Here is a 22,579-nt window from a genome sequence, read left to right as displayed (position 1 = left end):
AATCAATTCTTTCTTCGCAGCCTTCCCCCATATCTGGTCTTGTCTTATTTCGGTATTGCATCATTCTTTTGAAAGCACGGTAAACACAAATTGTTCTATTAATATCAAGTAATATTATTGTATCCGCTGCATTAAGCCTTATATCCATTGTCCCACCATAGTTTCCATCGATAATCCATTCTTCTTTATTCACTAAGTCATTTTGAACTTTTCTTTGTTCATCCTTTAGCACTCCTACCCAATTAGGTTTCCAAAATAAAGCATCAAGGTGGTAAACATTTATTTTTAGCTTTTCCCCTAATTGCCTTGCCAGTGTGGATTTGCCTGAACCACCTGAACCAATAAGTACAACCTTTTTCATTATATCCCCCTTATTGAGTTATCCTGCACCGTTAGCTTAATAACTTCCACAAGAAAAGCACTTCTCCTTCTTGAAGAAATGCCTCCGTTAGTACAATAAAATCTATTCAAAAACCTCATAATCTCCATTTTCTTTTTTCGCTAAGACTATTTTTGTATTCCCTTCCACTGAATAGATTTCTGTTCCTTCTTCCAAATAATTTGAAGTGAGTTCATCAGAAGGTCTTATTTCTATATCTACTTTCTCATTAACTGCACCAATAAATTCCCCAACTACAAGCTCCGATTCATTGGCTGTATGTCCAACAGATTGTAATTCCATACCATTTACAAATAGTAATGCCTTATATGAACCATTTGAACTGGTTTCTACTTTTGTAGGATTATTATTTACTAAAGGTGAACAACCAGTTATTGATAACAGAACAGATAACACTAAAAAAACTTTTACTATTTTCATTTAAAACCTCCCTTTCTGTTGATATAAACTAAAGCTAACCGTTAGTTTAAGTTATTATAGTTTCTTTTCTTTATTAGGAAGACTTTTAAATACGTTTTCTTCAAGGTCAAATCCTTCGGGATACCAGTAATGTTCAGGTAGTTCACTATCATCAAATAAGTTCCTTAAATATCTGATAGCTTCTTTCCATGTTTCAAAAACTTTAAAAGAATAAGGCGGTTGACCTATATCATTCCATACTGCCCAACTTTTATTTGGTAGCTGTGTTGCATTCCATTGGGCATCTTCTGGAATACGGTAAATAAAAAACGTGTTTTCATATGCGATTCTCCAATCAGAAAAACCCAATTTTAAAGCAAACTCATCATATTTTTTAAAGAATAACTTCCTAAATAGCATGTACCATCATTCCTTTTAAAGATTATTCATGCTTTTTACTGCACTATCCTGCTTCGTTAGTAAAAAAGCGACTGCTGCTGTTTTGCAATCGCTCCCGTTACTTTAATATCAACGTTTCATCTGCAACTTTATAACATCTTGTTTATCTTTGAAATTTATTGTGATTTTATATTCATCTTCCTTGTAAGTCTCAAAATTGACAGTACCAACTAAAAAAGAAATAACGTTACCTTCAATTTTTGTTTCCATATCCCCAATATTCCCTGTAATCAAACCATCTCTACTTTCAAGTTCAATGTCAATATTATTTATATCTCCCTGTGATAGTTCAAAGTCTTTCAGTTCGATTTCAACCCAGTTTACCATTTTTTCATCATACAATTCTGGATTATATATGTAACTTACATTCCAATATTCACCTTCACCATAAAAGGTTACTTCATTAGAAACAACAGTTTGTGTGGTTGATGAACAAGCCGTTAAAATTATGATTAGAAGAATACCGAACAACACCCTCAACTTCATCATTTAAACCCCTTTTTAGCAATAATTTTCTTTCCACTTTTTTTGTACTAACCTTACCCGTTAGCTTAAGTACATTCTTTCACAAAGTCACCTGTAAATGAAGAATTTATTGCGCAGTAAGAGTCTACTACCCATAAAGCAAATGAAGTTTCTTATTATACATTACTCATCAGAAGGAACGGTGAATACCAAAATAATTACAAGTTTGGAATGTGAACATAATATACTATTGATTATTCATTTTTGTTCAATAAAGGTTAAGGAATGCATAACCTATTGTATTAAAAACTAAAAACGGGGCGATTTTATTGACAAAAAATAACCTAGATTTCTTTGGTGAAGTGTTAATGAACCGAGTTCGTTATGAAGCTATTGACGGCTGTGAAAGAATTATAGATGGAAAAATCAGAGATGAAGAAAGTGTGAAAGATTATATTACATTATCAACGAAAGAGAAAGAAAAAAAACTGACCAGAAGTAAAATTGTGGATATCACTTTAAACCCTTTATTGTGGACATTAGAACATGAAAAATCATTAGGATTAGTAACACATCAATTACATATGACTTATAAAAATGATAAACGTCGCATACGTGTTTTATTGCCGGAAAATTATGATAAAGATTTGACTAAAAACTATCCGGTTGTCTATATGCATGATGGCCAAAATGTTTTCTACTGTAATGAAGCATATAGTGGGTATTCATGGAAAGTTATTCATGCAATTAAACTAAACCCAGATTTACCGAAGATGATTGTTGTTGGGATTGATAACGCTGAACATGATCGAATTAATGAATATACGCCTTGGAAAATTACTGAAAGCACACTTCCCGAAGATATTGAACTAGGCGGAAGAGGCGAAGAGTTTGCTGAGTTTGTCATGAAAGTCGTAAAGCCCTTTATCGATAAACATTACCGAACTAAATCGGATAAATACCATACAGCGATGATTGGCAGTTCACTAGGAGGAAATATTTCGGCCTATATGGGTATTAGGTATAAAGATAAAATTGGTGGTTTAGGCATTTTCTCTTTAGCCAATTGGATTACAAGTAAAGCCTTTAACAGTTATATAGCTAGAGAAGAGTTGGATCCTGAGCAACGGGTGTACATTCAAGTTGGGACTCAAGAAGGCGATGATACCGATCGACAATTGATGTATGGAAATATGAAGCAGGCATATATCGATTGCGCCCTTAATTATTATAAACAATTGATAAAAGGCTTTGTTCCAATTGATAGCATTCGTTTAAATATTTATGTGGATGAAGAACATGATGAAAAAGCTTGGGCAAAACACTTGCCAGAATGTTTACGTTTCTTAAGTGAGGAATGGTAATTAATGATCTGAATATTCACATTTGTATGATTTAGGTAATAGAGGAATCTATTACTTTTTTTTGAATATATTTTTGAAGTCTAGTTATATTATAAATTAATATATTTGTAACTTATTTGTGGAAATAGGAAAGGAGCTTATTTATGAATTTTATTTTGATATCACCATATTATCCAAGTAATTTTCAGGCATTTGCTCATCAACTAAAAGGTGCAGGTGTCACTGTTTTAGGGGTTGGTGAAGAGCCATATGACCAATTAGGTCCCTACTTACAAAACTCTTTAACAGAATATTATCGGGTGAATAATCTAGAAGATTCAGATGAAGTGAAACGTGCCGTTGCCTTTTTGTTTTATAAATATGGTCCAATTGACCGCATTGAATCCAATAACGAACATTGGCTAGAACTTGATGCCGAGTTGCGTGAGCAATTTAACGTATACGGCAATAAAACGAATGACTTAAAAATAGTTAAGTATAAATCTGAAATGAAGAAGCTGTTTAAAAAAGCAGATGTGCCTGTTGTAGAAGGAAGAATCGTTAAAACTAATATTGATTTATATAAATCTATTAATGAATTAGGACTGCCCGTTATCGCTAAACCCGATAAGGGAGTTGGATCAGCTGCAACCTATAAATTAAGTTCAGAAGAGGATGTACGTCAGTTTAAAGAAGAATGGGGAGAAGCACAAGTGTACTTCTTAGAACCATTTGTTGAAGGAGGCGTGCTTTGTACATTTGATGGTTTAGTGGATCAGAAAGGGAATATTGTATTCCAATCAAGCTTTACATATAATGTGCCAACTCTGGAACTCGTTAAGGGTCAGTTGGATTTTGCATATGTAATTCAAAAAGAAATTGATTCTAAGCTCGAAACTTATGGAAAGAGGATTGTGGAAACTTTTGGAATGAAAGAACGGTTTTTCCATATTGAGTTCTTTAAATTAGAAAATGGGGATTATGTTGCACTTGAATATAATAACCGCTTGGCTGGCGGCTACACGATTGATCTGTACAATTTTGCGTACTCAATTGATTTATTTGCTCAGTATGCTTCTCTTGTGACAGGAGGAGAATTTAAGGAGTCCGATGTTAAAAATCAGTTTTGTGTCGGTATAACACAGCGTGATGCATATGCGTATCAACATGATACGAATGCCATTTATGAACGATTTGGCGACCGCGTGAGGTTTGAACAGCGCATGCCTGATGCATTTGCGGAACTCCAAGGAAATCAATTTTATGCGATTAATGCAGAATCGCATGAAGAAGTCGATGAAATTATCCATTTTGTACATGAGCGAAAAAAGGAGATTCCTCTATGCATATAGAACAGTTTACCCATTGGAGTGGTGAACTAGGACGTGAAATGCTGTTGAAAAGATATGGACACAGTGGCATGCCAATCGTAGTGTTTCCTTCATCTGGTGGGACGCATTCTGAATACTATGATTTTGGAATGATTGATGTGTGTCATGATTTTATTGAATCAGGAAAAGTTCAATTTTTTTCATTGACTAGTATAGATGGCGAAAGTTGGCTACACGATTCAAAACCGGCACATGACCGTGCATTAGCTCATCAAGCATATGACCGTTATATCATTTCAGAAGCTATACCATTTATTAAACATAAAACAGGTTGGTTTGATCCAATGATGACAACCGGCTGTAGTATGGGGGCATATCATGCGTTGAACTTTTTGTTGAGACATCCGGATGTCTTCCAAACAACCGTTGCACTTAGCGGAGTTTACGATGTACGTTTCTTTTCTGGTGATTACGGTAATGATCCCCTTGTATACGAAAATTCACCGAGTGATTATATATGGAATCAAAATGACGGTTGGTTTATTGATCGATATCGTTCAGCAGATATCATTATTTGTACCGGTCTTGGTGATTGGGAACAAGATGGGCTACCTTCATACTTTACATTAAAAGAAGCTTTTAAAGAAAAACAAATTCCAGCGTGGTTTGATGAGTGGGGCGAAGATGTGTCGCATGATTGGGTTTGGTGGCGATCTCAAATGCCGCATTATTTAGGAAAGTTATTTTCATAAAATTTTTAAAAAACATCAGTCAGTTGAGTAAACCGTTCCGTTTTGGGGGCATATCATATAAATGGTAATGAAAATGGCGTGCAAACTGACAACAGGTTTGACACGCCATTTTTTTAATTTATAGAGTTTTTGAGTCCTTTTAATAAAAACTCCCGTTACTTGAATAACTAATAATTATGGTCCCATTAAGCCTTTCATTCTCTAACTCCCTTTGTTTGTAGCTTTTACTAGAATACTAATATTTTATAAGGAAATGGAAACTTTAATGAAATTTCACCATATGTTTTTTAATTATATACAATTATTAGGATGTGCTTAATCTTTTCATACAGACCATTTTTTGCTTGCGCAGTATGAGTCTACTTCGTCTTAAGCAAGATTTCCTTATTTCCTATTAACCTTTTAATAGATAAACTTTTTTAAACTATTATAAACCAAGACAAATTTTTTATGACAAAGGAACCCATCAATGAGTGCCCATTAATAATATTTTAAGAAGAAAAATCAAAATAATTCCTCTTCAACAACAACGGCCACTAATCAAGCTAAGATCAGTTGCCGTTAATACTTGATTAGGATTGCACACGTTAATCAAGTAAATTAAAAACACTCAATGGGTTAAATATTATATAAATACCAATCATAGTTAATGCAAAAATTAAGAAGATTATATTTTTCATTTCAACCTTCAATTTTGCTAGTTTTAGTCCCTAATTCACATTACTTCCTTCTTGTACTAAACTCCGTATGTTCAATAGCTTCAACAAAAACAAGCGATAATCCTTCTTGGATCATCGCACCCTTTTAAGTGTAATTGTTCAAAAACTTATTAATTAAATAGTTACAGCTATTTTTTTTCAATCGCCATACGCAAGTTCGAGATAACTCCAAGAACCAATACTAACGAACAAACCATTTTTTCAAAAGGTGTTCCAAACAATTGTTGTATAAATCCAAAAGACCAAAGTACAACAAAAAACCAACATATAACGGTTATTCCTCTTTTGTATTTATATAGTTTAATTCTACCAACAATCAACGTAAAAACTACTCCAATAATAGAAATAACGATATTTATAACAGTAATTGGTAGCTGTTCAGCGAATGATTCAGACCTTCCACCATTAACCCATGTGAATGGAATACTTTTGCTTATAATAAGAAAGTGGATTAAGATAGTCAAAGAGTAAAAAATAATTCCCATAAATACAGCAGTTTTCATATTAATTTTCCTGAGTTTTTCTAAAATAAAATCACCTCATTTCTTCCTGTTTCAATTTTATTAATCCAGTAATATACTATTCCTATATCTCTTACCGTCTGACAGGTAACTGAAAGTAAGATTTCGAATAGTTATCAAAAATCACCATTATTCTTAAACAGAGCCAATAACATCGGCTAGGTATTCTTGTTGAACTAAACTGCTACTTTAGTTTAAAATTTCCTTTTCCGTGACATAGAAAAGAGCAATTCTTGTTGAAGGAATGCACCCGTTTCTTTAAGTTTAATTCCTCACAATCTTATTGTGGTTCTCATTTTAAATAATTCTGAGAATACTGCTCCTTTATCACAAAAACAAAAAAGCTGAAGTTCAATGGATCTTCAGCTCTTTGACTAGTTCTAATTTGGTTCTATATAATTTATATGTTTTATTTATGAGAATGTTTATGAATAAATAATCCAGATTGGAAATAATTTTACTCGATTTTAAGAACAACCTTCCCCTTTGTCCGTCCACTTTCAACGTGCCTATGGGCTTCTACAATTTCATTTAAAGTAAAGCACTTCTCAATTACAGGTCTTAATATTTCTTTTTCCTTAAGCACTCGTAAAAGGTCCAAATCACTGTCATTTGGTTTTGCAAGATGAATCTTAGCCTTCTTACTACCTATGATAGAGCCTATCATCAATTGAATTGGATGATACTTCGGGTAGAGTGGATGTTCTGTTATATAAATACCGTTCTCAGTTAGAGAGCGCAAGCAACTAAAATAGGTCCTCTTTCCAACAGCATCAAGTATTATATTGTATTTTTTTCCGTTATGAGCAAAATCTTCTTTGGTATAATCAATTACATGTTCAGCCCCTAAATCTCTAATCCACCCAATATTCGATGTACTACAAACGGCTGTTACTTCAGCACCGTAGTATCTGGCTAGCTGAACTGCAAAGTGTCCTACTCCGCCTGATGCACCATAGACTAATACTTTGTCGCCAGCTTTTACCTGTGCGACATCTCGCAATGCTTGTAAAGCTGTCTGAGCAGCACATGGTATTGCAGCTGCCTCCTCAAAAGTTGAGTTTTTTGGCATAAGGCTTAAAACATTTTGTCGCGGGCAAACATATTCCGCATGGGATCCTACACAACTTCCAAAAACATGATCTCCAACCTTGAACTTTTGTACATTTTTACCTACTGCTTCGACTATACCTGCAACGTCTATTCCCAGAATTTGAGTTTTTGGTTTTGTAAAGCCATTCTCTAATCTAGTAGGAATATAACCTTTTCGAAATAAATTATCGTATTGATTTATTGAGGCGGAAACAACTTTAATTAATACCCTATCTTCTTCCTTGATGAACGGCTTATCAACATCTCTTATCTCCATGACTTCCGGAGAACCATAGAATTTAAAAATAGCTGCTTTCATACTGTTCAACCTCCCATTAATTATCAATTAGTTAGATATCCTTAATTTTTTCCAAAATATTGTACCCACCTCATAAACGTGTTCACTTGATATCTAGTTGATAATTTTTACAGGAAGTAGAGGAAAGCGTATATTCTTTAAATTGACAACCACAAGTCACTAATCCGAATACATGAAGTTGTTTTCATATTCTAAGCCCAAATACAGAGAAGAGCTCTATTTCCAACAAAAGAGAATATGAGAAAGGAAGAATCCCCCCCTTTCCTATCTGCACAAGGTAAAACCTGAGCGTTACATCAAAGTTATAATGACATTTCCCTTTTTGTGCCCCTTTTCTACATATCGGTGAGCCTCTGCGACTTCTTCCAATGGATATCGTCGATCGATGACCGCTTTAATTTTTCCATCCTCATAAAGGTCTTTAAGATAGTTCAAATTTGCTTGGTTTTGCATAAACAAAAATTGCTTTCTTTTTCCCAAACAACGTAGTCTGTAACATGTCAAATAGAATGGATAATGAAAGCACAGTGGAAAGGTATGTTCCTCTTTGTGAGAGAGAGCCTTTACATTGTGAAAAGGAGCGTTTACCCACTGCATCGAAAATAACATCATATGTCTGACCGTTCTTCGTAAAATTCTCCTTGGTGTAGTCAATAACCTTATCTGCTCCATGCGACTTTACCAACTCAATATTTGTTGTACTGCATACTCCAGTAACTTCTGCACCCAAGTATTTAGCTATTTGTACTGCATATATCCCTACTGCTCCAGACGCACCATTAATCAGAACATGTTGTCCGCCCTGTAACTTTGCTTTATCACGAAGGAACGTCAATGCGGTAGGTGCACCATCACAGACAGCAACGGCTTCTTCATATGTCATAGCAGACGATTTGATCGTCAGCGGAGTATCTTCGTGCAAACATTTGTATTCGGCTTGAGCACCAAACGTCCTTGCACTTAACCCAAATACTTGGTCGCCCACTTTATATTTCAATACCCCTTTTCCAATAGCATCAATTTCGCCAGAAAGCTCGGCACCAAGTATTGAGTTTTTTGGTCTTTTTAGACCGTAAACAAGCTTAACAAGGGGGGAACCTTTTCGAAAGGTACAATCTGCTGGTCCAACTGAAGCCGCGTGTATTTTGATACGGACTTAATGGTCTTTTGGGATTGGCGTACCGGTCTCTTGAAGTTGTAAAACATCCGGTGTTCCATATTTGGTGCATACGATTGCTTTCATATGGCCTCTCTCTCCTTCTTTTCATCTTCTTACTTATAAGAATTTTTAGAGGAAAACTAATAACTAAAGGAATCTAGAAATCTAGCAGTCAATTGTTGTTGGATTATTTTCAAGATGAGGGTAACGTCCGTTATTGGGCTGATTAGTGGATTTATTTTTATACAGTAATTGCTACATAGAAGTAAACTCATGTTTAGTTACAAACCTTTTTTTAGAGATGAGATCAATTGCAGTTTCATTAAACCCCTTGATGAGGAGCCATACTGCTAAAATCATTTCATTAGCTGCTACTGGTACAGCTAAAATAGCACCCCAAAGAGATATTTGAGGAAATACACCGAACATGACGAACAAAGCACAAACAAAAACACAAGTTGCCCCTGTCATCCCTAGAATTGATATGAATCTCGGTACAAGTTTGGTTTTATAAAATATATAACTATACATCATCGTGTTTATACCTAGCATAAAAAGTGGACCAAGCATAAATGTCCAGTCATGTATTGCTTTTAGGATAATTCCTGAAGAATGATAATCCCCTCGATTCACAAATTCAAAAACAATTTCATTCTTACTTCTTTGTGTCTTCCCCATAATAAAATACCTCTTCCAACGGTAAGTTAAAGGTTTGTGCAATGCGAAAAGCTAGTTCTAGAGATGGGGAGTAATTCCCCTTTTCGAGAGCCACGATGGTCTGTCTGGTTACGCCCACTTTGTCAGCCAACTGTTGCTGAGTCAATTCATCATGGTTGAAACGTAATTTTCGGATGTGATTGCCGACAAGATTTTTACCCATTTTTTATACTCCTCTCCGATAGTGATAAAGTTTTGTTAAAGATCCCATTACATCTGAAATGAACCCTGAAGTAATCAGAATAATGAACATCATATGTGAGGGCTGAAAAAAGACCAGTGATCCCATTGCAATAAGAAAGCCAATGATAAACACGAAAAATGAATTTCGTTGTGCTTTCAATTCAATTAATTTATCTAATTCATCCGCAAATGTTGGTTCTTTTTCATTGGTTGTAATTCTAAAAACATGTTGAAAATAATGTTTATCATGATATGGGCAACTATTGAAAACAGTATCAGGAAGAGGACAAAGGTACCCCAATAACGAATAGCTTCCATTGACTCCAGTCCCCCTCCTGGAAAACGCGGATACATGTACAAACAATAAGAGACGAAAATGAGTATAGCACTAATTACAGATACGATGCTTTTCTTTTCTTGGTATGTCATGACTCAAACCTCCTTGTTTGATAATTTTTACAAAAAGTAAATTTTGTTATACATAATGTAAAATAAACCATACACGAAGTCAAGTATAATTTACAAAAATAGGCAGAAACATTACCTAGTGGGTAATGTTCCTGCCTTCACATAGAGTTTCAAGTTTAGATAAAATACAATACACTTCTGATTTAACTTGCTAAGAATTATAAAACAAAAAAACTTCTCAGACGAGAAAGTATTTGGCGAAACATGCATAAGGGCAGTTGCCATTGCCCACATTAATACAATAAAAACCTACTCTTCAAACCCTGTTGCAATGACGGTCACAATGATTTCGTCTTTTATATTTTCATTAATTACGGACCCGAAGATCATATCTAAGTCCTCGTGGGTTTTGGAGGCCACCATATCTGCAGCCTCCTGTACTTCATAAAGGCTTAAGTTATGTCCACCTGTAATGTTCATAATAACCCCTTTTGCTCCACTAATGGAAGTCTCTAGTAAGGGACTGTTGATCGCTTTTTGTGCAGCATCCATGGCCCGATTTTCCCCATTTGCCATTCCAATTCCCATTAACGCTGTCCCTTTATGCGACATCACTGTTTTGACATCAGCAAAATCAAGATTAATTAAACCTGGAACCGCAATTAAATCAGAAATACCTTGAACCCCTCTTAGTAGGATATTATCTACTTCTTTAAATGCTTGAATCATAGGAGTTCTTTTATCCACAATTTGAAGTAATCGTTCATTCGGAATGATGATTAATGTGTTTGCTGCTTGTCTCATTGCAGCGATCCCCATCTCAGCATTTGCTGACCTTTTCCTACCTTCAAATTTGAATGGGCGTGTAACAACTCCCACCGTTAACGAACCAAGGTTCTTTGCTACTTCAGCAATCGCAGGAGCTGCTCCCGTTCCTGTACCACCACCCATTCCAGCTGTTACAAATACCATATCTGCCCCTTTTAAGGCTTCTTTAATTTCATCTATGCTCTCTTCTACTGCCTTCTTACCGATTTCCGGATTTGCACCTGCCCCAAGTCCTCTTGTTAAGGATGTACCAATTTGAATAATAGTCTCTGCTTTTGATTGATGCAGTGCTTGTCCATCTGTGTTTACTGCAATAAATTCGACACCTTCTACTCCCGCTTCAATCATACGGTTCACTGCATTATTTCCACCGCCACCGACACCGATGACCTTTATCTTAGCAAACTGATCAATATTTATATCAAATCCAAACATGTGGATCCTCCTTACTGTTAAAGATCATGGTTGTACTTACACTTCTGGAATCGAATTCTGTTCTAATTGCACCAACAAATCTAATTGACGTAATCTTATTTCAAAAAGGGTTAATGGATCAAAATAGATTTCCGGATTTGTTTTTAATGCCTCTAAAGATTGTTGATCAGTAACATTCTTTTGTTGTCGTTCTTCAATGGCCTCACTTAATGTGTTAAATGGCTCCCTGAAAAACAACTTAATCTCTCGAGCAATTGACTTTTCAAACAGCTCAAATTGCATCATAACCTGCGTTCGGATGGACTCTACCGCTTTTTCATAGCTTCCATTCTCTATGAATCTCCTATAAAGTTTATCTACTTTTAACTTATCTGTATTAACACTCCTTACTAGCTTGTCTACATTCTTTAAGAGAAAAATAGTAGGATTATGCCCAGTGAGTATGGAGACTTGGTCAATTTCAACAACTGTTTCTAAACGTTTTGCATCACGAATCCAGTCGTTTAACACTTGAAAATCACAAGGTAACGTTAATTTATTTCGATCATCCAATGTATTAAATCCTTCGCACATTTCCTCTAAATGGGTTTGGCACTTTGTAAATTCACGTGTTGCACTCTCGACCCACTCGTGAATGTCTTTAGAAAACTTAGGTACAATCGTGTTTTGAAGATAGGTTTGAACAACTTGGTTCATTTCATTATTTAACTCTTTGTGTATGTTTTCAAAATCACTTTCTTCATTAATTATAAAGGAACACCCTCTTAAAAGAGCTGGGATTCTTCTGTTTAAGTTCTCTATCATCTCTTCTTTACTTGTAGAATAAGAAGTGGTAAGAAGCCTTGTGATTTCACTCTCCATATCATGTAACTGATGAACCGCACCCTTTAATTTCACCGCAATCTCTTCATTAAGCGCAATTGAATCTACTAATCTTTCTTCCAGTTCTACTCTTTTGTTAAAGAGATGTTCAATTGTGCGACGGATGTTAGATAATAATGCAGGTACATTTTCTTCTTTATGGTCTCCACTACTTAGTAAAGTTGTAACAAACTCTGTTAAATCATTGAGAGACTTGTTATTTTCCTTATCCAATCCATTCTTTCTAGTCCACTTGGTAATCCCTTCGAATAATACTAAACACTCATCTAAGACAAGTGGCTTATATGCAGTGCTTAGCATCATTTCCATAGCCTCATCCACTATAGAAGCATTAAAACTTGTCGGATAAAATTCACCCCACGAAATAACAGCTGCAGACGCCATAACAGCCGAAGATGAGTCTTTCACGTTCAACCAATTTACTAATAGAGTTGGTATAACTTCTGAAAGTTGCTTGGTAGAATAATCTTTTTTTAGCAATTCACTATATGTATCTAAATGAAGATTGGATAGTTCTCCTCTGCTTTCAGAATAAACAGTCTCTAACTCTCTGATAACTTCATTAAAAATCCTTATCCAGGAAAGCTGCTGTTGACCATCCTTATACTTCCTCCACAGTGACCTTGAGAGGTCAACAAATAATGAAGAATCAATTGTATAAAGACTCTTCAACACGTAACTAAAATAACTAGGTTCTAGTTTGTTTGCATGCCCTTCATCTATATAAGTTTTTAATTGTTTGTACCATTTTACCGAGTTTGTCCTAATCGCTTCATTTGCTACAAGCTCAATAGCATTCTGCCAATCTTGGTATCTCTCGAAGTATGATTTTGCGGTAGCTGTAACACTTTGATAATCCGGGTCAAGTAAAATGACATCCTTTATCTTTTCCGTTGCAAGCTCCAAATAGCCCTGGTCAACATAAATGTAAAACAAGCTTAATGCAACCTCTATATTCAAAAGTAGGCTATCGGAATCTATTGATTTGTAGATATGCTCCGCTGTGTCTATTTGACCCAATTCATAATAAGAGTCTGCAATATTGTTCTTAGCCCATTGCTCAAGTTCACCATGAATACTCTCCCATTTAAAAATGGCTACTTCAAAATCTTTATAATGAAAATATAATTCTCCTTGAGAAAAACGAATCTCCTCATCCGTTGGTAGATCGTCCTTTTGTCCGATCAGTTGCATTTCAGCCAGTGCTTGAAGAGGGTTATTTGTATGATTTATTAATTGTTTATAGTATGTCTTTGTATTTAATTGGTTCTCTATTGTCATAAATATCACTCCCTAATGAGGAAATTTTAGAGACTTTAATAATAATTCGTTCATATATCGAATTTTATGGGGAGTCTGAAGGGATTTTTCGACAAAATAAAAAAACAGATGCCTATTGGCTCCTGCTTAATCTTTTTTACCTATTAATTGTTATAGTAAATAGGTGACCTGGTCCGATATCTGCACCTGTAAGCATCCAAATAATTAGCATCAGTACCCACACAATGGTAAATGCAATTGAATATGGAAGCATTGTAGAAATCAGTGTACCAATTCCAACCTTCTTGTCATATTTTTGCGCAAAACCAATCACAATTGCGAAATATGGCATTAATGGTGAAATAACATTTGTTGTAGAATCAGCAATTCGATACACCTGCTGTGTAAACTCTGGTGAGCAGCCTAAATTCATCATAATTGGAACGATGACTGGTGCCATAAGGGCCCATTTAGCAGATGCACTACCGATAAACAGGTTAATTATTCCCGATACCAAAATAAATGCAAGAATTAGAGGTATCCCTTTGAATCCTGTAGCCCCAAGGAATTCGGCACCATTTTTACAGAAAAAAAAAAAAAAAAAAAAAAAAAAAAAAAAAAAAAAAAAAAAAAAAAAAAAAAAAAAAAAAAAAAAAAAAAAATAAACACCCCTATCCAATTTAACTATTAATATTAGTCATTCTTTTCGTGCTCTATAATTCTCTCTATATAGTAACGTGCTAGTCAAAAGATAAAAAAGTACTCAATTCGCTTAATAAAGATTTGAGTACTTTTTATCATTTTTTACTCTTTTACACCTTTAAAACTTTAGAACTGGAGAGTCGTGCCTTCCATGTAATGTCAAAGACAAATGATACGACCGTTGTGGAAAGAACAATTTTTAATCAATAAGAGTTCAGAAGAAATTAATTATTTCTATTAGCTGAAATAAATGATTTTAAATCTTCCAGGTTACAAAACACTTGGTGCAGACGGAGGAAATCACTAATCTTTTTTACAAATTCAATTTCCTCAGACAATATTTGTTAAGAAGAAAAATCAAAATTATTCCTCTTCAACAATCTAGGTAATTCCATCAATTCCTCAAAACCTATCGAACTACCAATCTTCTTCGTATCCACCAAAAACAACTGATCCTCAATCGCCTTCGTCACCTCTTCTGTCTGATACACCATCTCACATTTAGAACAGATTACCGCAGGTGCCTCCTTAATCTCAATCGCTCTTGTCCCATCAGGCAACTCCCAATAAACAGTCCCGCTCCCGGTTGTCGCCTCAGCTCCACACCACTCACAAGTTTCCTTACTCATTTGCAGTCGGCCTTTCGGAGTACTTCTTCTGTTCTACCTTAAATTTCTTCTCCTTCATCTCATCCCGTTTATCTCGTTTATCCTTTAATGAAGAATGGGTCGGATCCTCCCGATACTTTTCTCTTCGATCTAGTTGCTGCAAATCTTCAGGTACCAGATTAAACTTTTGATCGTTCATGACTCCCGCAATTCCTACATTTGACTTATATTTTTCATAATCAGGATACACCTTGCTAAAATATTCCTCAGCAGTACCTGGCACATAGTTTTGTGGCTCTGGATAAGAGGTAATCACCCATCAAAATTCCTCAACACCACTTTATCCGCACTCTGTGAAATCAAGTAATTCGGCTGCAACGAAATTTTGCCTCCACCACCAGGCGCATCGCAAACGAACGTAGGTACTGCGTTTTTTAAGGTAAGTATGAATAAAAGATTCATCACTAATAAAAAACGTTTTAGATAACTAGCTTTTATTGTCTTACTTTTATCTTCTAAAACAATTACCCTTTAGCTTTAGTTCTTCTTAAGAATCCCTTGTGGATATTTTATTTTCCAATTAAAAATGGGACCACTACGTAGTCCCTTATCTAGGTTTTAGTCATTTTATTTGAATTATTCTTTTAGTTTTCCTTGGACATCATTCAAAGTCTCAAAGCTCACTTTTCCAAACTTTTATCTAACTATATTTTTAGAAAGTGTGTAAACTGTATCTGCTCTAACTGCAGATGTCATTTTTAGTGTACCCTCATCTAAGTTGCCTTCTGCAATAACTACTGAATAGTCCAGATCTTTCAACTGGGACGTAATCTCTTGTTCAGGAATTTCATCAATAATTTTAAGTAAACGCTCCTTAGCAGTATTCAATGTGGTCACCCATCTTTTCATGAATAGTTTCTTTTATTTATAGCACTTATATTTTTTTGAAACTATATGCCTCCATGACAATATAATAACTACAGAATCGACCTTAACCATTACCGTTCTCTTCTACTCCAACCTCTTAAGGTACCAGTGAATATAACTACTTTCTATTTTACATCGTCCTGGTTCACTCATTTATTTTAACTCGTTTATTTCTTCTTGTATAATAAGAATAATAACTCTTACTAATTGAAGAGGTCTCGGGAGAGCCATAGGGACAGGTACATTGGTATATATATTGGAATTAATGAGTCAGTGCACCTGTCCCTCCGGACTTGTTGTGATAAACGTTGTTGTAATTTTCGAGGGGAGCCGTTACATGAGGGAATAGTCCCTACTCTCCCTGCATATGGAATGTACAACCTAAAATGTAAGTGTACACCCTCAACCAATTCTTTCATTTTTTATTGAAAGATTTCCACATAGGAAAACCTCATATCTTACATCCTGGTTCGGTTGTATAATAGATTCATAACCTATTGTGATTCGCCCAAGTAAAAATCATTCAATCATCTCATTTAATAAGAAAGGGCAGACTTCATTTTTGCGCAAAAATCAAATAACATTTTCCATAAAAAACAACTATAATATAGAAAAAGTAGCTAAAATCTAGTAAGATATCCACATGTGACATTAGATAAGGGGTAAAAAAAATGAGCGTGTTAAATGTACAAAGTTTAAGTCACGGTTTCGGTGATCGTGCGATTTTTAATAACGTGTCTTTCAGGCTTTTAAAAGGAGAACACGTAGGACTAGTTGGAGCAAATGGTGAGGGTAAGTCTACTTTCATGAATATCGTTACTGGGAAGTTGCAACCTGACGAGGGGAAAGTTGAGTGGTCACGAAAAGTTCGGGTTGGTTATTTAGATCAGCATGCTGTACTTCGAAAAGGGACTACGATGCGTGACGCTTTGAATACTGCTTTTCAATATCTTTTTGATGCTGAATCAGAGATCAATGAGCTTTATGCAAAAATGGGTGATGAAGGTGCTGATATCGATGCCTTACTTGCAGAAGTTGGAGAGCTACAAGAGACTTTAGATAGTAATGATTTCTATCAAATTAATGCAAAGGTTGAGGAAGTTGCTCGTGGTCTAGGATTAGACGATGTTGGTCTTGATAGGGATGTGAATGACCTTAGCGGTGGGCAGCGTACCAAAGTGCTGTTGGCTAAGCTTTTGCTAGAAAAGCCTGAAATCCTATTACTCGACGAGCCGACAAACTATTTGGATGAACAGCATATCGAATGGTTGAAGCGCTATTTAACGGAATATGAAAATGCATTTATCTTGATTTCACATGATATTCCATTCTTGAACAATGTTGTGAACTTGATCTATCACATGGAGAACCAAGAGTTGAATCGCTATGTAGGTGACTATGACAGCTTCTTAAAAGTTTATGAAATGAAGAAGCAGCAGCTTGAGTCTGCTTACAAGCGTCAACAACAAGAAATTGCTGATTTGAAGGATTTTGTTGCTCGTAACAAGGCAAGTGTTGCGACTCGTAATATGGCGATGTCTCGTCAGAAGAAGCTCGACAAAATGGAAGTTATTGAATTAGGGAAAGAGAAGCCAAAACCAGAGTTTAACTTTAAGGAAGCTCGTGCAGCTAGTCGTTGGATTTTCGAGACGGAAGATCTTGTAATTGGTTACAACGAACCACTTTCTCGCCCTCTGAATTTGAAAATGGAACGCGGACAAAAAATTGCATTCGTTGGTGCAAACGGTATTGGTAAGTCTACTCTTTTAAAAAGTATTCTTGGACTGGTTAATCCGCTTTCGGGTAAAGTGGAACGAGGTGAGTATCAATACATCGGTTACTTCGAGCAGGAAATCAAGCAGTCCAACTACAACACTTGTATTGAAGAGATTTGGAGCGAATTCCCGAGTATGAATCAGGCTGAAGTCCGTGCTGCTCTTGCAAAATGTGGATTAACGACGAAACATATTGAAAGTAAAATCGAAGTCCTTTCTGGTGGTGAAAAAGCGAAAGTTCGATTGTGTAAAATTTTAAACAACGAAACGAATTTATTAATTCTAGACGAACCTACCAATCACCTGGATGTGGACGCAAAAGAAGAATTGAAGCGTGCTCTAAAAGCATATCGCGGAAGTATTTTGATGGTATCCCACGAACCTGATTTCTATCGTGAAATTGCGACCGATATTTGGAATTGTGAGGATTGGACTACGAAAGTAGTTTAAAGATTAAGGGGTACCCAACAACTCGGTACCCCTTTTAACATCTTTGCTAATTTTAAATAAACTTTATGAGTTCATCCCAACTAAAGTTAGGAATGAGAACTTACCTATTTCAATTTCGGGTTTTTACAACAGCTTCTAAGTTGCATGCAGATTATTTTATTACCAATTTCTTCACACACTCAACATGGATTTAGTGCGTGAACTGAATAATTCTTAACCCTTAATAAAAAAAGACACCCATTTCTGAGTGTCATCTGACATTTAGTTGATGCCTAAGAAGAAAAATCAAAATAATTCCTCTTCAACAATCTAGGCAATTCCATCAGTTTCTTAAACCCTATCGAACTACCAATCTTTTTCGTATCCACCAAAAATAACTGATCCTCAATCTCCTTCGTCACCTCTTCTGTCTGATACACCATCTCACAATCAGAACACACTACTGCAGGTGCCTCTGTTATCTCAATCGCTCTTGTTCCATCAGGCAACTCCCAATAAACAGTCCCGCTACCTATTTTGGCTTCAGCCCCACACCACTCACAAGTCATTTCCTTACTCATTTTTAGTCGGCCTTTCCGTATATTTCTGCTGCTCTGCCTTAAACTTTCTCTCTTTCATCTCGTCGCGTTTATCACGTTTATCCTTTAAAGAGGAATGAGATGAATCCACTGATACTTTTCTCTACGGTCTAGTCGCTGTAGATCATCAGGTACCAGATTAAACTTCTGGTCGTTCATCACTCCAGCAATCCCTACATTTGATTTATATTTCTCATAATCAGGGTACACACTCTTAAAATAATCTTCCGCTGTACCAGGTATATAATTTTGAGGTTCTGAGTAGGATGTTATTACTCCTTCAAAATTCCTCAATACCACTTTATCCGCACTCTGCGAAATCAAATAATTAGGCTGCAATGAAATTTTGCCTCCCCCACCAGGAGCGTCGCAAACGAACGTAGGGACTGCGTTTTTTAAAGGAAGTATGAAAAACATTAAAAAACTGCAAATCAAGATGATTTATCATCTTTAATTTGCAGTATCATTACAGGTAAATGATGATTATGTCTAGCTGTTCTAAAGCATAATATGGTTGTAATGTTCAACAAAAGATCCTGCGTTGACTCAAATCTCTTGTTAAACTAAAGCCCTCTTAAGTACATGAATTCACATTTAATATAAAATAAAAAAATCCAGCCTATGTTAAGACTGAATTCTTTTTTCTAGGCTATTAATTTTAGTGTCATGTTTACCTGTCTTTTCACTTAAATACTCAACGTCATACATAACTCCGTCAACCTTCTTAGATATTAGGTTTAAAGTTCCATGAACATCTTCCTGTTGACTTCTTTCAATACTATCAAGCCTATGTAGGACTTCTTTAAATTGTAGGTCAACTTTATCAAACCGCTCTAAGATGATTTTTAACAATTGTTCATTATCCATATAATCACCTCTTTAAACATATAAAACAATTATACCACAGAAGAATATGCTTATTTATATAAATTTATAGTCGACTGCTAATTAAAGAAATGCACCCTATAGTTAAATAAAAGGGTTGTCTAACATTCCTGAAATTCCGATTCATTTGGTGTAACACTTTTAATGAACGCAGTATCCTCTTTAGTGATATTAGGTATAAATAATTCTGTACCCCAATGTCCTGAATGAAATACTGGCGACATCAATTTCTCCAAATTGATTGTGAACCACTTTAATTCACCCTTATTACTTACACTTTTATTCGATAAATATTCTAATAGTGATGATGATATAGCCCCTTTAAAGATCGTTAGATTTTCTTCTTTAACCATCTCAAATTCATCTATAAATAAAGAATTGATTTCATCGATGATCTCTGTTTCCTCGTTCCAACACTGAATCTCTATAGTATCCGACTTTGTTACATAGTGTTTTATTAGAGCAATCCAATAATTATAATCATCATTAACTGGCTTTGGAAAGGTCGAATTAGCTTCTGTATAACTCGGGATAATTACAGTTAAATTATATTCCACTACATGTCCTCCTTCCTTAAAGCTATTATAATTCTTATTCTTTACAGTTGTGAACAAACCTTTCTTTAGTAAAAAAGCGACTGCTTCTTGTTCAGCAATCGCCCCCTTTAGTTAATTAAGATCCCGAAACTTTTGTTTATCCGCCTATATAATACCCTTGTTCTCCAGCATCAATTTGCCAAGATTCATACATTGTGCTATCCCTTAACACATCTAACCATATGTCGTTTTCAAACTGAATAAACAAGTCCTCTGTTTCTTTTGCTAGGTAGCATGACCGTATTTGCTTTCCAGCTAGTATTAGCTTAATTTCTTCAACTGGGTCCTTTGACCAATCGTAGTCAGGATGCTTTTTATCATTAGATGTGATTATCAGGCGATCTGAATCTCGAAGTCTCCAGAAACATTCTATATTCAAACTTGCGGAATTAAATTCTACAAAAATCATTGTGCTGGAACCGATTTGTGATAAAGAGCAAACAGATTGACTAACCATAAAAGAAAGTTCATCGCTATCCACATTTAAACCAAACATTAACCACATCTCAGTTTTATAGTTGAGCTTCAGTAAAAAGGCTACTGCTACTTTATGCAAGTCGAGTAGAAGAGAGTCTCTCTACCTTTCGGTAGATTGTACTCTCCCCCCTCACAGAACCGTGCTTGCGCTATTAACGCACACGGCTCCTCCTAGTTACCATTTACAAAGTATAGCTAATCTTTTAGGTTCAGATATTGCTAATTTCTGCTATCCTTACTAGTTTAGTTTCCATTATTAATCCTACCTCTGAGTGTAGTAAATGTGTCCCTAGTAAGGGCGATAACTGGTAGCTAGCCTTTCCTCCATCGGCATTACCCAACTTCATTGGTACTACGCTGCTATCCGACTCCCTATCAGCATTCGGTTTCCTTGCTTTTTATCGCTTGTACACCATACTCTTCTCACGAGAAAAGACCGATAGGGTCTCCCGAGTCGCCGTATCATATCAATGTGTGACGTGCCAAGGTCTCTGACTCCAGAGAGGTTTTATCCTTCTTGCCATAAACGAAGGATAAAATGTAGCTTTCTGCTGTGCGAAAGGCATCAGCCCTCTCGATTTACTAACATTATGGAGCTCAATCCCTTCAACCATTTGGCTTTCGGCCCGCCACCTAACTGTCTACGCTTAAAGGCTAAAGTTACCATTAGCCCTCCAAGACTCGCTACGAGCGAATGGCTAGTTCTTACTCGACGGGAATCCCACCCGCTATATGATACAACCTATGCTCGGCCGCACTCGCACCCGTTTGTTGAACAACACTTAAATCAATCTTCCTCTGCGTGGACAGTGTGCTTTATGATATCATTTTTAATTATTTCTATTAGTTCTTCTTTTGCATATAATATTGCAGAATATCCTCCAACATCCTCATGACATCTATTTTTCACTTCATCTAAGGTGAATGCACATTCAAGATAGTAGCTATTTCCATCTTTAGTTAGCATATAGTATTCACCTTTATACTCAAAATTCGCATTATCGTTGATGTCGAATCGCTTAAAATTTAAGGATTGGAAAAATTGATTAATTTCCTTAATTACATCATCCATTTCTCCTGCCATTCTAACTACCCTACTTTCATTAATAGAATGGAGCTATCACATTTGACAACTTTTTATTCAACTCTTGCCCCCGTTTGTTGAAGAACTAATCGTAACCACCTTTGGACTCTGGGAGTGATTTATATTCATCCTTGCTTTTAATTATATGAAAGACATAATTTCTCAACTCAATTAGTTGTTTTGCATCGCTTGTTGGTTCGCAGTATTTTCCTGAAATTAAATGTGTTATCGTTTCACCGTTGATAATAATTTTCCACTCATCTTCTCCGTGTGGTTCTTGAAAACAATTTATAGGTTCAGGTGTATATTCCTTCGTTTCCGCTATATTAATATTTTGCATTTTCTCATAAATATCTTTCATTTCTTCTTCTGTTAAGATTAACTCTGTGGTTGCACTACCATCTGCTATTAAATCCTTAGTCACCGTTCCTTCAAAAGTATTAATCTCATTCTTTTTTTGAACACCGAACTGAATAGAAAAATCAAAGTCAGAAGGCATATCTTTTGGCATATTTTGAGTATTAGAGCTGTTTACATTTTTAGAAATCTCGTTGTTGAGATCCTCCTCTTTTCCACTTTGTTGACAGCCCAATAGCCCTATTGATAAAAATATTAAAGACAAAATTAAGCTAAGGTTTTTCAATATCACTCCTCCTTTTATAATTAGACAAAATTTTGAAGTTTTAGTTTCAATAAATCTTGGTAACTTGTTCAACTAACCTTCCTCTTTCGTATTATAAGGTTAGCCAGAATGCTAAATATTTCTGGTTGACCATTTTTTATATGGTTTTATTATAACAGTAGCCAGGGTAGAACGTCCCTTCC

At 35.5% G+C, this 22,579-nt stretch carries 22 protein-coding genes and 5 pseudogenes; 4 read left to right on the top strand and 23 right to left on the bottom strand.

What is annotated here, in order from left to right:
- The 4 genes from G4D63_RS21330 to G4D63_RS21315 all read right to left on the bottom strand — a co-directional run.
- A partial coding sequence (locus tag G4D63_RS21330) for a DNA topology modulation protein (RefSeq protein ID WP_163182079.1) occupies nucleotides 1-361 on the bottom strand: 361 nt, incomplete at its 3' end.
- A gap of 102 nt (nucleotides 362-463) precedes the next feature.
- Nucleotides 464-820, bottom strand: coding sequence for a hypothetical protein (locus G4D63_RS21325; RefSeq protein ID WP_163182078.1), 357 nt, complete (start codon nucleotides 818-820; stop codon nucleotides 464-466).
- Between the two features lie 54 nt (nucleotides 821-874).
- Nucleotides 875-1,219 (bottom strand): hypothetical protein, encoded by a 345-nt coding sequence (locus tag G4D63_RS21320; RefSeq protein ID WP_163182077.1) that lies wholly within the window; start codon nucleotides 1,217-1,219, stop codon nucleotides 875-877.
- Between the two features lie 108 nt (nucleotides 1,220-1,327).
- Nucleotides 1,328-1,747: a hypothetical protein gene (locus G4D63_RS21315; RefSeq protein WP_163182076.1), complete on the bottom strand. Its 420-nt coding sequence runs from the start codon at nucleotides 1,745-1,747 to the stop codon at nucleotides 1,328-1,330.
- A 305-nt stretch (nucleotides 1,748-2,052) separates the two neighbouring features.
- On the opposite strand from G4D63_RS21315, the gene G4D63_RS21310 reads away from it, so the two are divergent.
- The 3 genes from G4D63_RS21310 to G4D63_RS21300 all read left to right on the top strand — a co-directional run bounded on the left by G4D63_RS21310 (nucleotide 2,053) and on the right by G4D63_RS21300 (nucleotide 5,149).
- Entirely contained in the window at nucleotides 2,053-3,087 is a 1,035-nt protein-coding gene (locus G4D63_RS21310; protein WP_239585960.1) for an alpha/beta hydrolase, read from the top strand.
- A 143-nt stretch (nucleotides 3,088-3,230) separates the two neighbouring features.
- A complete protein-coding gene (locus G4D63_RS21305; protein ID WP_163182075.1) occupies nucleotides 3,231-4,418 on the top strand; it encodes an ATP-grasp domain-containing protein in 1,188 nt (395 codons plus the stop codon).
- Entirely contained in the window at nucleotides 4,409-5,149 is a 741-nt protein-coding gene (locus G4D63_RS21300; protein WP_163182074.1) for an esterase family protein, read from the top strand. The genes G4D63_RS21305 and G4D63_RS21300 overlap by 10 nt, the downstream gene beginning before the upstream one ends.
- Before the next feature lie 847 nt (nucleotides 5,150-5,996).
- On the opposite strand, the gene G4D63_RS21295 is transcribed toward G4D63_RS21300, so the two are convergent.
- From G4D63_RS21295 to G4D63_RS22000, 12 genes and pseudogenes are all read right to left on the bottom strand, one after another.
- The gene (locus tag G4D63_RS21295) at nucleotides 5,997-6,371 is read right to left on the bottom strand and encodes a hypothetical protein (protein ID WP_163182073.1); all 375 of its coding nucleotides are present in this window, start codon (nucleotides 6,369-6,371) and stop codon (nucleotides 5,997-5,999) included.
- A 475-nt stretch (nucleotides 6,372-6,846) separates the two neighbouring features.
- Nucleotides 6,847-7,800: an NAD(P)-dependent alcohol dehydrogenase gene (locus G4D63_RS21290; RefSeq protein WP_163182072.1), complete on the bottom strand. Its 954-nt coding sequence runs from the start codon at nucleotides 7,798-7,800 to the stop codon at nucleotides 6,847-6,849.
- 291 nt (nucleotides 7,801-8,091) lie between these two features.
- A pseudogene (locus G4D63_RS22005) lies at nucleotides 8,092-9,043 on the bottom strand (NAD(P)-dependent alcohol dehydrogenase).
- A 171-nt stretch (nucleotides 9,044-9,214) separates the two neighbouring features.
- Nucleotides 9,215-9,637 carry a DUF4386 domain-containing protein gene (locus G4D63_RS21280; RefSeq protein WP_163182071.1) on the bottom strand — a complete coding sequence of 141 codons (423 nt, stop codon included), beginning with the start codon at nucleotides 9,635-9,637 and terminating at the stop codon, nucleotides 9,215-9,217.
- Nucleotides 9,615-9,839 (bottom strand): helix-turn-helix transcriptional regulator, encoded by a 225-nt coding sequence (locus G4D63_RS21275; RefSeq protein WP_163182070.1) that lies wholly within the window; start codon nucleotides 9,837-9,839, stop codon nucleotides 9,615-9,617. Before G4D63_RS21275 ends, G4D63_RS21280 begins: the two co-directional genes overlap by 23 nt.
- Before the next feature lie 3 nt (nucleotides 9,840-9,842).
- The gene (locus G4D63_RS21270) at nucleotides 9,843-10,160 is read right to left on the bottom strand and encodes a hypothetical protein (RefSeq protein ID WP_239585959.1); all 318 of its coding nucleotides are present in this window, start codon (nucleotides 10,158-10,160) and stop codon (nucleotides 9,843-9,845) included.
- Between the two features lie 419 nt (nucleotides 10,161-10,579).
- Nucleotides 10,580-11,530: pseudogene (gene ftsZ / locus G4D63_RS21265) on the bottom strand (cell division protein FtsZ); the annotation flags it as partial.
- 36 nt (nucleotides 11,531-11,566) lie between these two features.
- Nucleotides 11,567-13,693 carry a tetratricopeptide repeat protein gene (locus G4D63_RS21260; protein WP_163182068.1) on the bottom strand — a complete coding sequence of 709 codons (2,127 nt, stop codon included), beginning with the start codon at nucleotides 13,691-13,693 and terminating at the stop codon, nucleotides 11,567-11,569.
- A 143-nt stretch (nucleotides 13,694-13,836) separates the two neighbouring features.
- Nucleotides 13,837-14,249: pseudogene (locus G4D63_RS21255) on the bottom strand (AbgT family transporter); the annotation flags it as partial.
- Nucleotides 14,250-14,718: 469 nt separating this feature from the next.
- Entirely contained in the window at nucleotides 14,719-15,003 is a 285-nt protein-coding gene (locus G4D63_RS21250; RefSeq protein WP_163182067.1) for a YokU family protein, read from the bottom strand.
- Nucleotides 14,996-15,411: pseudogene (locus tag G4D63_RS21245) on the bottom strand (lysine 2,3-aminomutase); the annotation flags it as partial. The pseudogene G4D63_RS21245 and the gene G4D63_RS21250, both read right to left, overlap by 8 nt.
- Nucleotides 15,412-15,678: 267 nt before the next feature.
- On the bottom strand, nucleotides 15,679-15,870 hold the full coding sequence (locus tag G4D63_RS22000; RefSeq protein ID WP_239586047.1) for a DUF2281 domain-containing protein: 192 nt from the start codon (nucleotides 15,868-15,870) through the stop codon (nucleotides 15,679-15,681).
- Nucleotides 15,871-16,580: 710 nt separating this feature from the next.
- On the opposite strand from G4D63_RS22000, the gene G4D63_RS21235 reads away from it, so the two are divergent.
- On the top strand, nucleotides 16,581-18,134 hold the full coding sequence (locus tag G4D63_RS21235) for an ABC-F family ATP-binding cassette domain-containing protein (protein WP_163182066.1): 1,554 nt from the start codon (nucleotides 16,581-16,583) through the stop codon (nucleotides 18,132-18,134).
- A gap of 272 nt (nucleotides 18,135-18,406) precedes the next feature.
- On the opposite strand, the gene G4D63_RS21230 is transcribed toward G4D63_RS21235, so the two are convergent.
- The 7 genes and pseudogenes from G4D63_RS21230 to G4D63_RS21200 all read right to left on the bottom strand — a co-directional run bounded on the left by G4D63_RS21230 (nucleotide 18,407) and on the right by G4D63_RS21200 (nucleotide 22,469).
- Entirely contained in the window at nucleotides 18,407-18,694 is a 288-nt protein-coding gene (locus G4D63_RS21230) for a YokU family protein (RefSeq protein ID WP_239586046.1), read from the bottom strand.
- Nucleotides 18,687-19,102 (bottom strand): annotated as a pseudogene (locus tag G4D63_RS21225) (lysine 2,3-aminomutase); the annotation flags it as partial. The gene G4D63_RS21230 and the pseudogene G4D63_RS21225, both read right to left, overlap by 8 nt.
- 234 nt (nucleotides 19,103-19,336) lie before the next feature.
- Nucleotides 19,337-19,579 carry a hypothetical protein gene (locus G4D63_RS21220; RefSeq protein WP_163182065.1) on the bottom strand — a complete coding sequence of 81 codons (243 nt, stop codon included), beginning with the start codon at nucleotides 19,577-19,579 and terminating at the stop codon, nucleotides 19,337-19,339.
- A 119-nt stretch (nucleotides 19,580-19,698) separates the two neighbouring features.
- Nucleotides 19,699-20,154: a hypothetical protein gene (locus G4D63_RS21215; RefSeq protein WP_163182064.1), complete on the bottom strand. Its 456-nt coding sequence runs from the start codon at nucleotides 20,152-20,154 to the stop codon at nucleotides 19,699-19,701.
- A gap of 136 nt (nucleotides 20,155-20,290) precedes the next feature.
- Entirely contained in the window at nucleotides 20,291-20,689 is a 399-nt protein-coding gene (locus G4D63_RS21210) for a hypothetical protein (protein WP_163182063.1), read from the bottom strand.
- A gap of 768 nt (nucleotides 20,690-21,457) precedes the next feature.
- The gene (locus tag G4D63_RS21205; protein WP_163182062.1) at nucleotides 21,458-21,754 is read right to left on the bottom strand and encodes a hypothetical protein; all 297 of its coding nucleotides are present in this window, start codon (nucleotides 21,752-21,754) and stop codon (nucleotides 21,458-21,460) included.
- Between the two features lie 85 nt (nucleotides 21,755-21,839).
- Nucleotides 21,840-22,469 (bottom strand): hypothetical protein, encoded by a 630-nt coding sequence (locus G4D63_RS21200; RefSeq protein WP_163182061.1) that lies wholly within the window; start codon nucleotides 22,467-22,469, stop codon nucleotides 21,840-21,842.
- Nucleotides 22,470-22,579 lie beyond the last annotated feature (110 nt).

Source organism: Bacillus mesophilus (genome assembly GCF_011008845.1).
Taxonomy (GTDB): domain Bacteria; phylum Bacillota; class Bacilli; order Bacillales; family SA4; genus Bacillus_BS; species Bacillus_BS mesophilus.
The sequence above is the reverse complement of the archived record's forward strand: the minus strand, read 5'-3'. Positions and strand labels throughout refer to the sequence as shown.

Coding starts and splice junctions, on each gene's coding strand:
- G4D63_RS21295 (WP_163182073.1), bottom strand. CDS start 6,371: ATGAAAACTGCTGTATTTATGGGAATTATTTTTTACTCTTTGACTATC.
- G4D63_RS21230 (WP_239586046.1), bottom strand. CDS start 18,694: ATGAGTAAGGAAATGACTTGTGAGTGGTGTGGGGCTGAAGCCAAAATA.
- G4D63_RS21300 (WP_163182074.1), top strand. CDS start 4,409: ATGCATATAGAACAGTTTACCCATTGGAGTGGTGAACTAGGACGTGAA.
- G4D63_RS21280 (WP_163182071.1), bottom strand. CDS start 9,637: ATGGGGAAGACACAAAGAAGTAAGAATGAAATTGTTTTTGAATTTGTG.
- G4D63_RS21315 (WP_163182076.1), bottom strand. CDS start 1,747: ATGATGAAGTTGAGGGTGTTGTTCGGTATTCTTCTAATCATAATTTTA.
- G4D63_RS21325 (WP_163182078.1), bottom strand. CDS start 820: ATGAAAATAGTAAAAGTTTTTTTAGTGTTATCTGTTCTGTTATCAATA.
- G4D63_RS21220 (WP_163182065.1), bottom strand. CDS start 19,579: ATGGATAATGAACAATTGTTAAAAATCATCTTAGAGCGGTTTGATAAA.
- G4D63_RS21320 (WP_163182077.1), bottom strand. CDS start 1,219: ATGCTATTTAGGAAGTTATTCTTTAAAAAATATGATGAGTTTGCTTTA.
- G4D63_RS21205 (WP_163182062.1), bottom strand. CDS start 21,754: ATGGCAGGAGAAATGGATGATGTAATTAAGGAAATTAATCAATTTTTC.
- G4D63_RS21260 (WP_163182068.1), bottom strand. CDS start 13,693: ATGACAATAGAGAACCAATTAAATACAAAGACATACTATAAACAATTA.
- G4D63_RS21250 (WP_163182067.1), bottom strand. CDS start 15,003: ATGAGTAAGGAAACTTGTGAGTGGTGTGGAGCTGAGGCGACAACCGGG.
- G4D63_RS21235 (WP_163182066.1), top strand. CDS start 16,581: ATGAGCGTGTTAAATGTACAAAGTTTAAGTCACGGTTTCGGTGATCGT.
- G4D63_RS21305 (WP_163182075.1), top strand. CDS start 3,231: ATGAATTTTATTTTGATATCACCATATTATCCAAGTAATTTTCAGGCA.
- G4D63_RS21290 (WP_163182072.1), bottom strand. CDS start 7,800: ATGAAAGCAGCTATTTTTAAATTCTATGGTTCTCCGGAAGTCATGGAG.
- G4D63_RS21275 (WP_163182070.1), bottom strand. CDS start 9,839: ATGGGTAAAAATCTTGTCGGCAATCACATCCGAAAATTACGTTTCAAC.
- G4D63_RS21210 (WP_163182063.1), bottom strand. CDS start 20,689: ATGTTTGGTTTAAATGTGGATAGCGATGAACTTTCTTTTATGGTTAGT.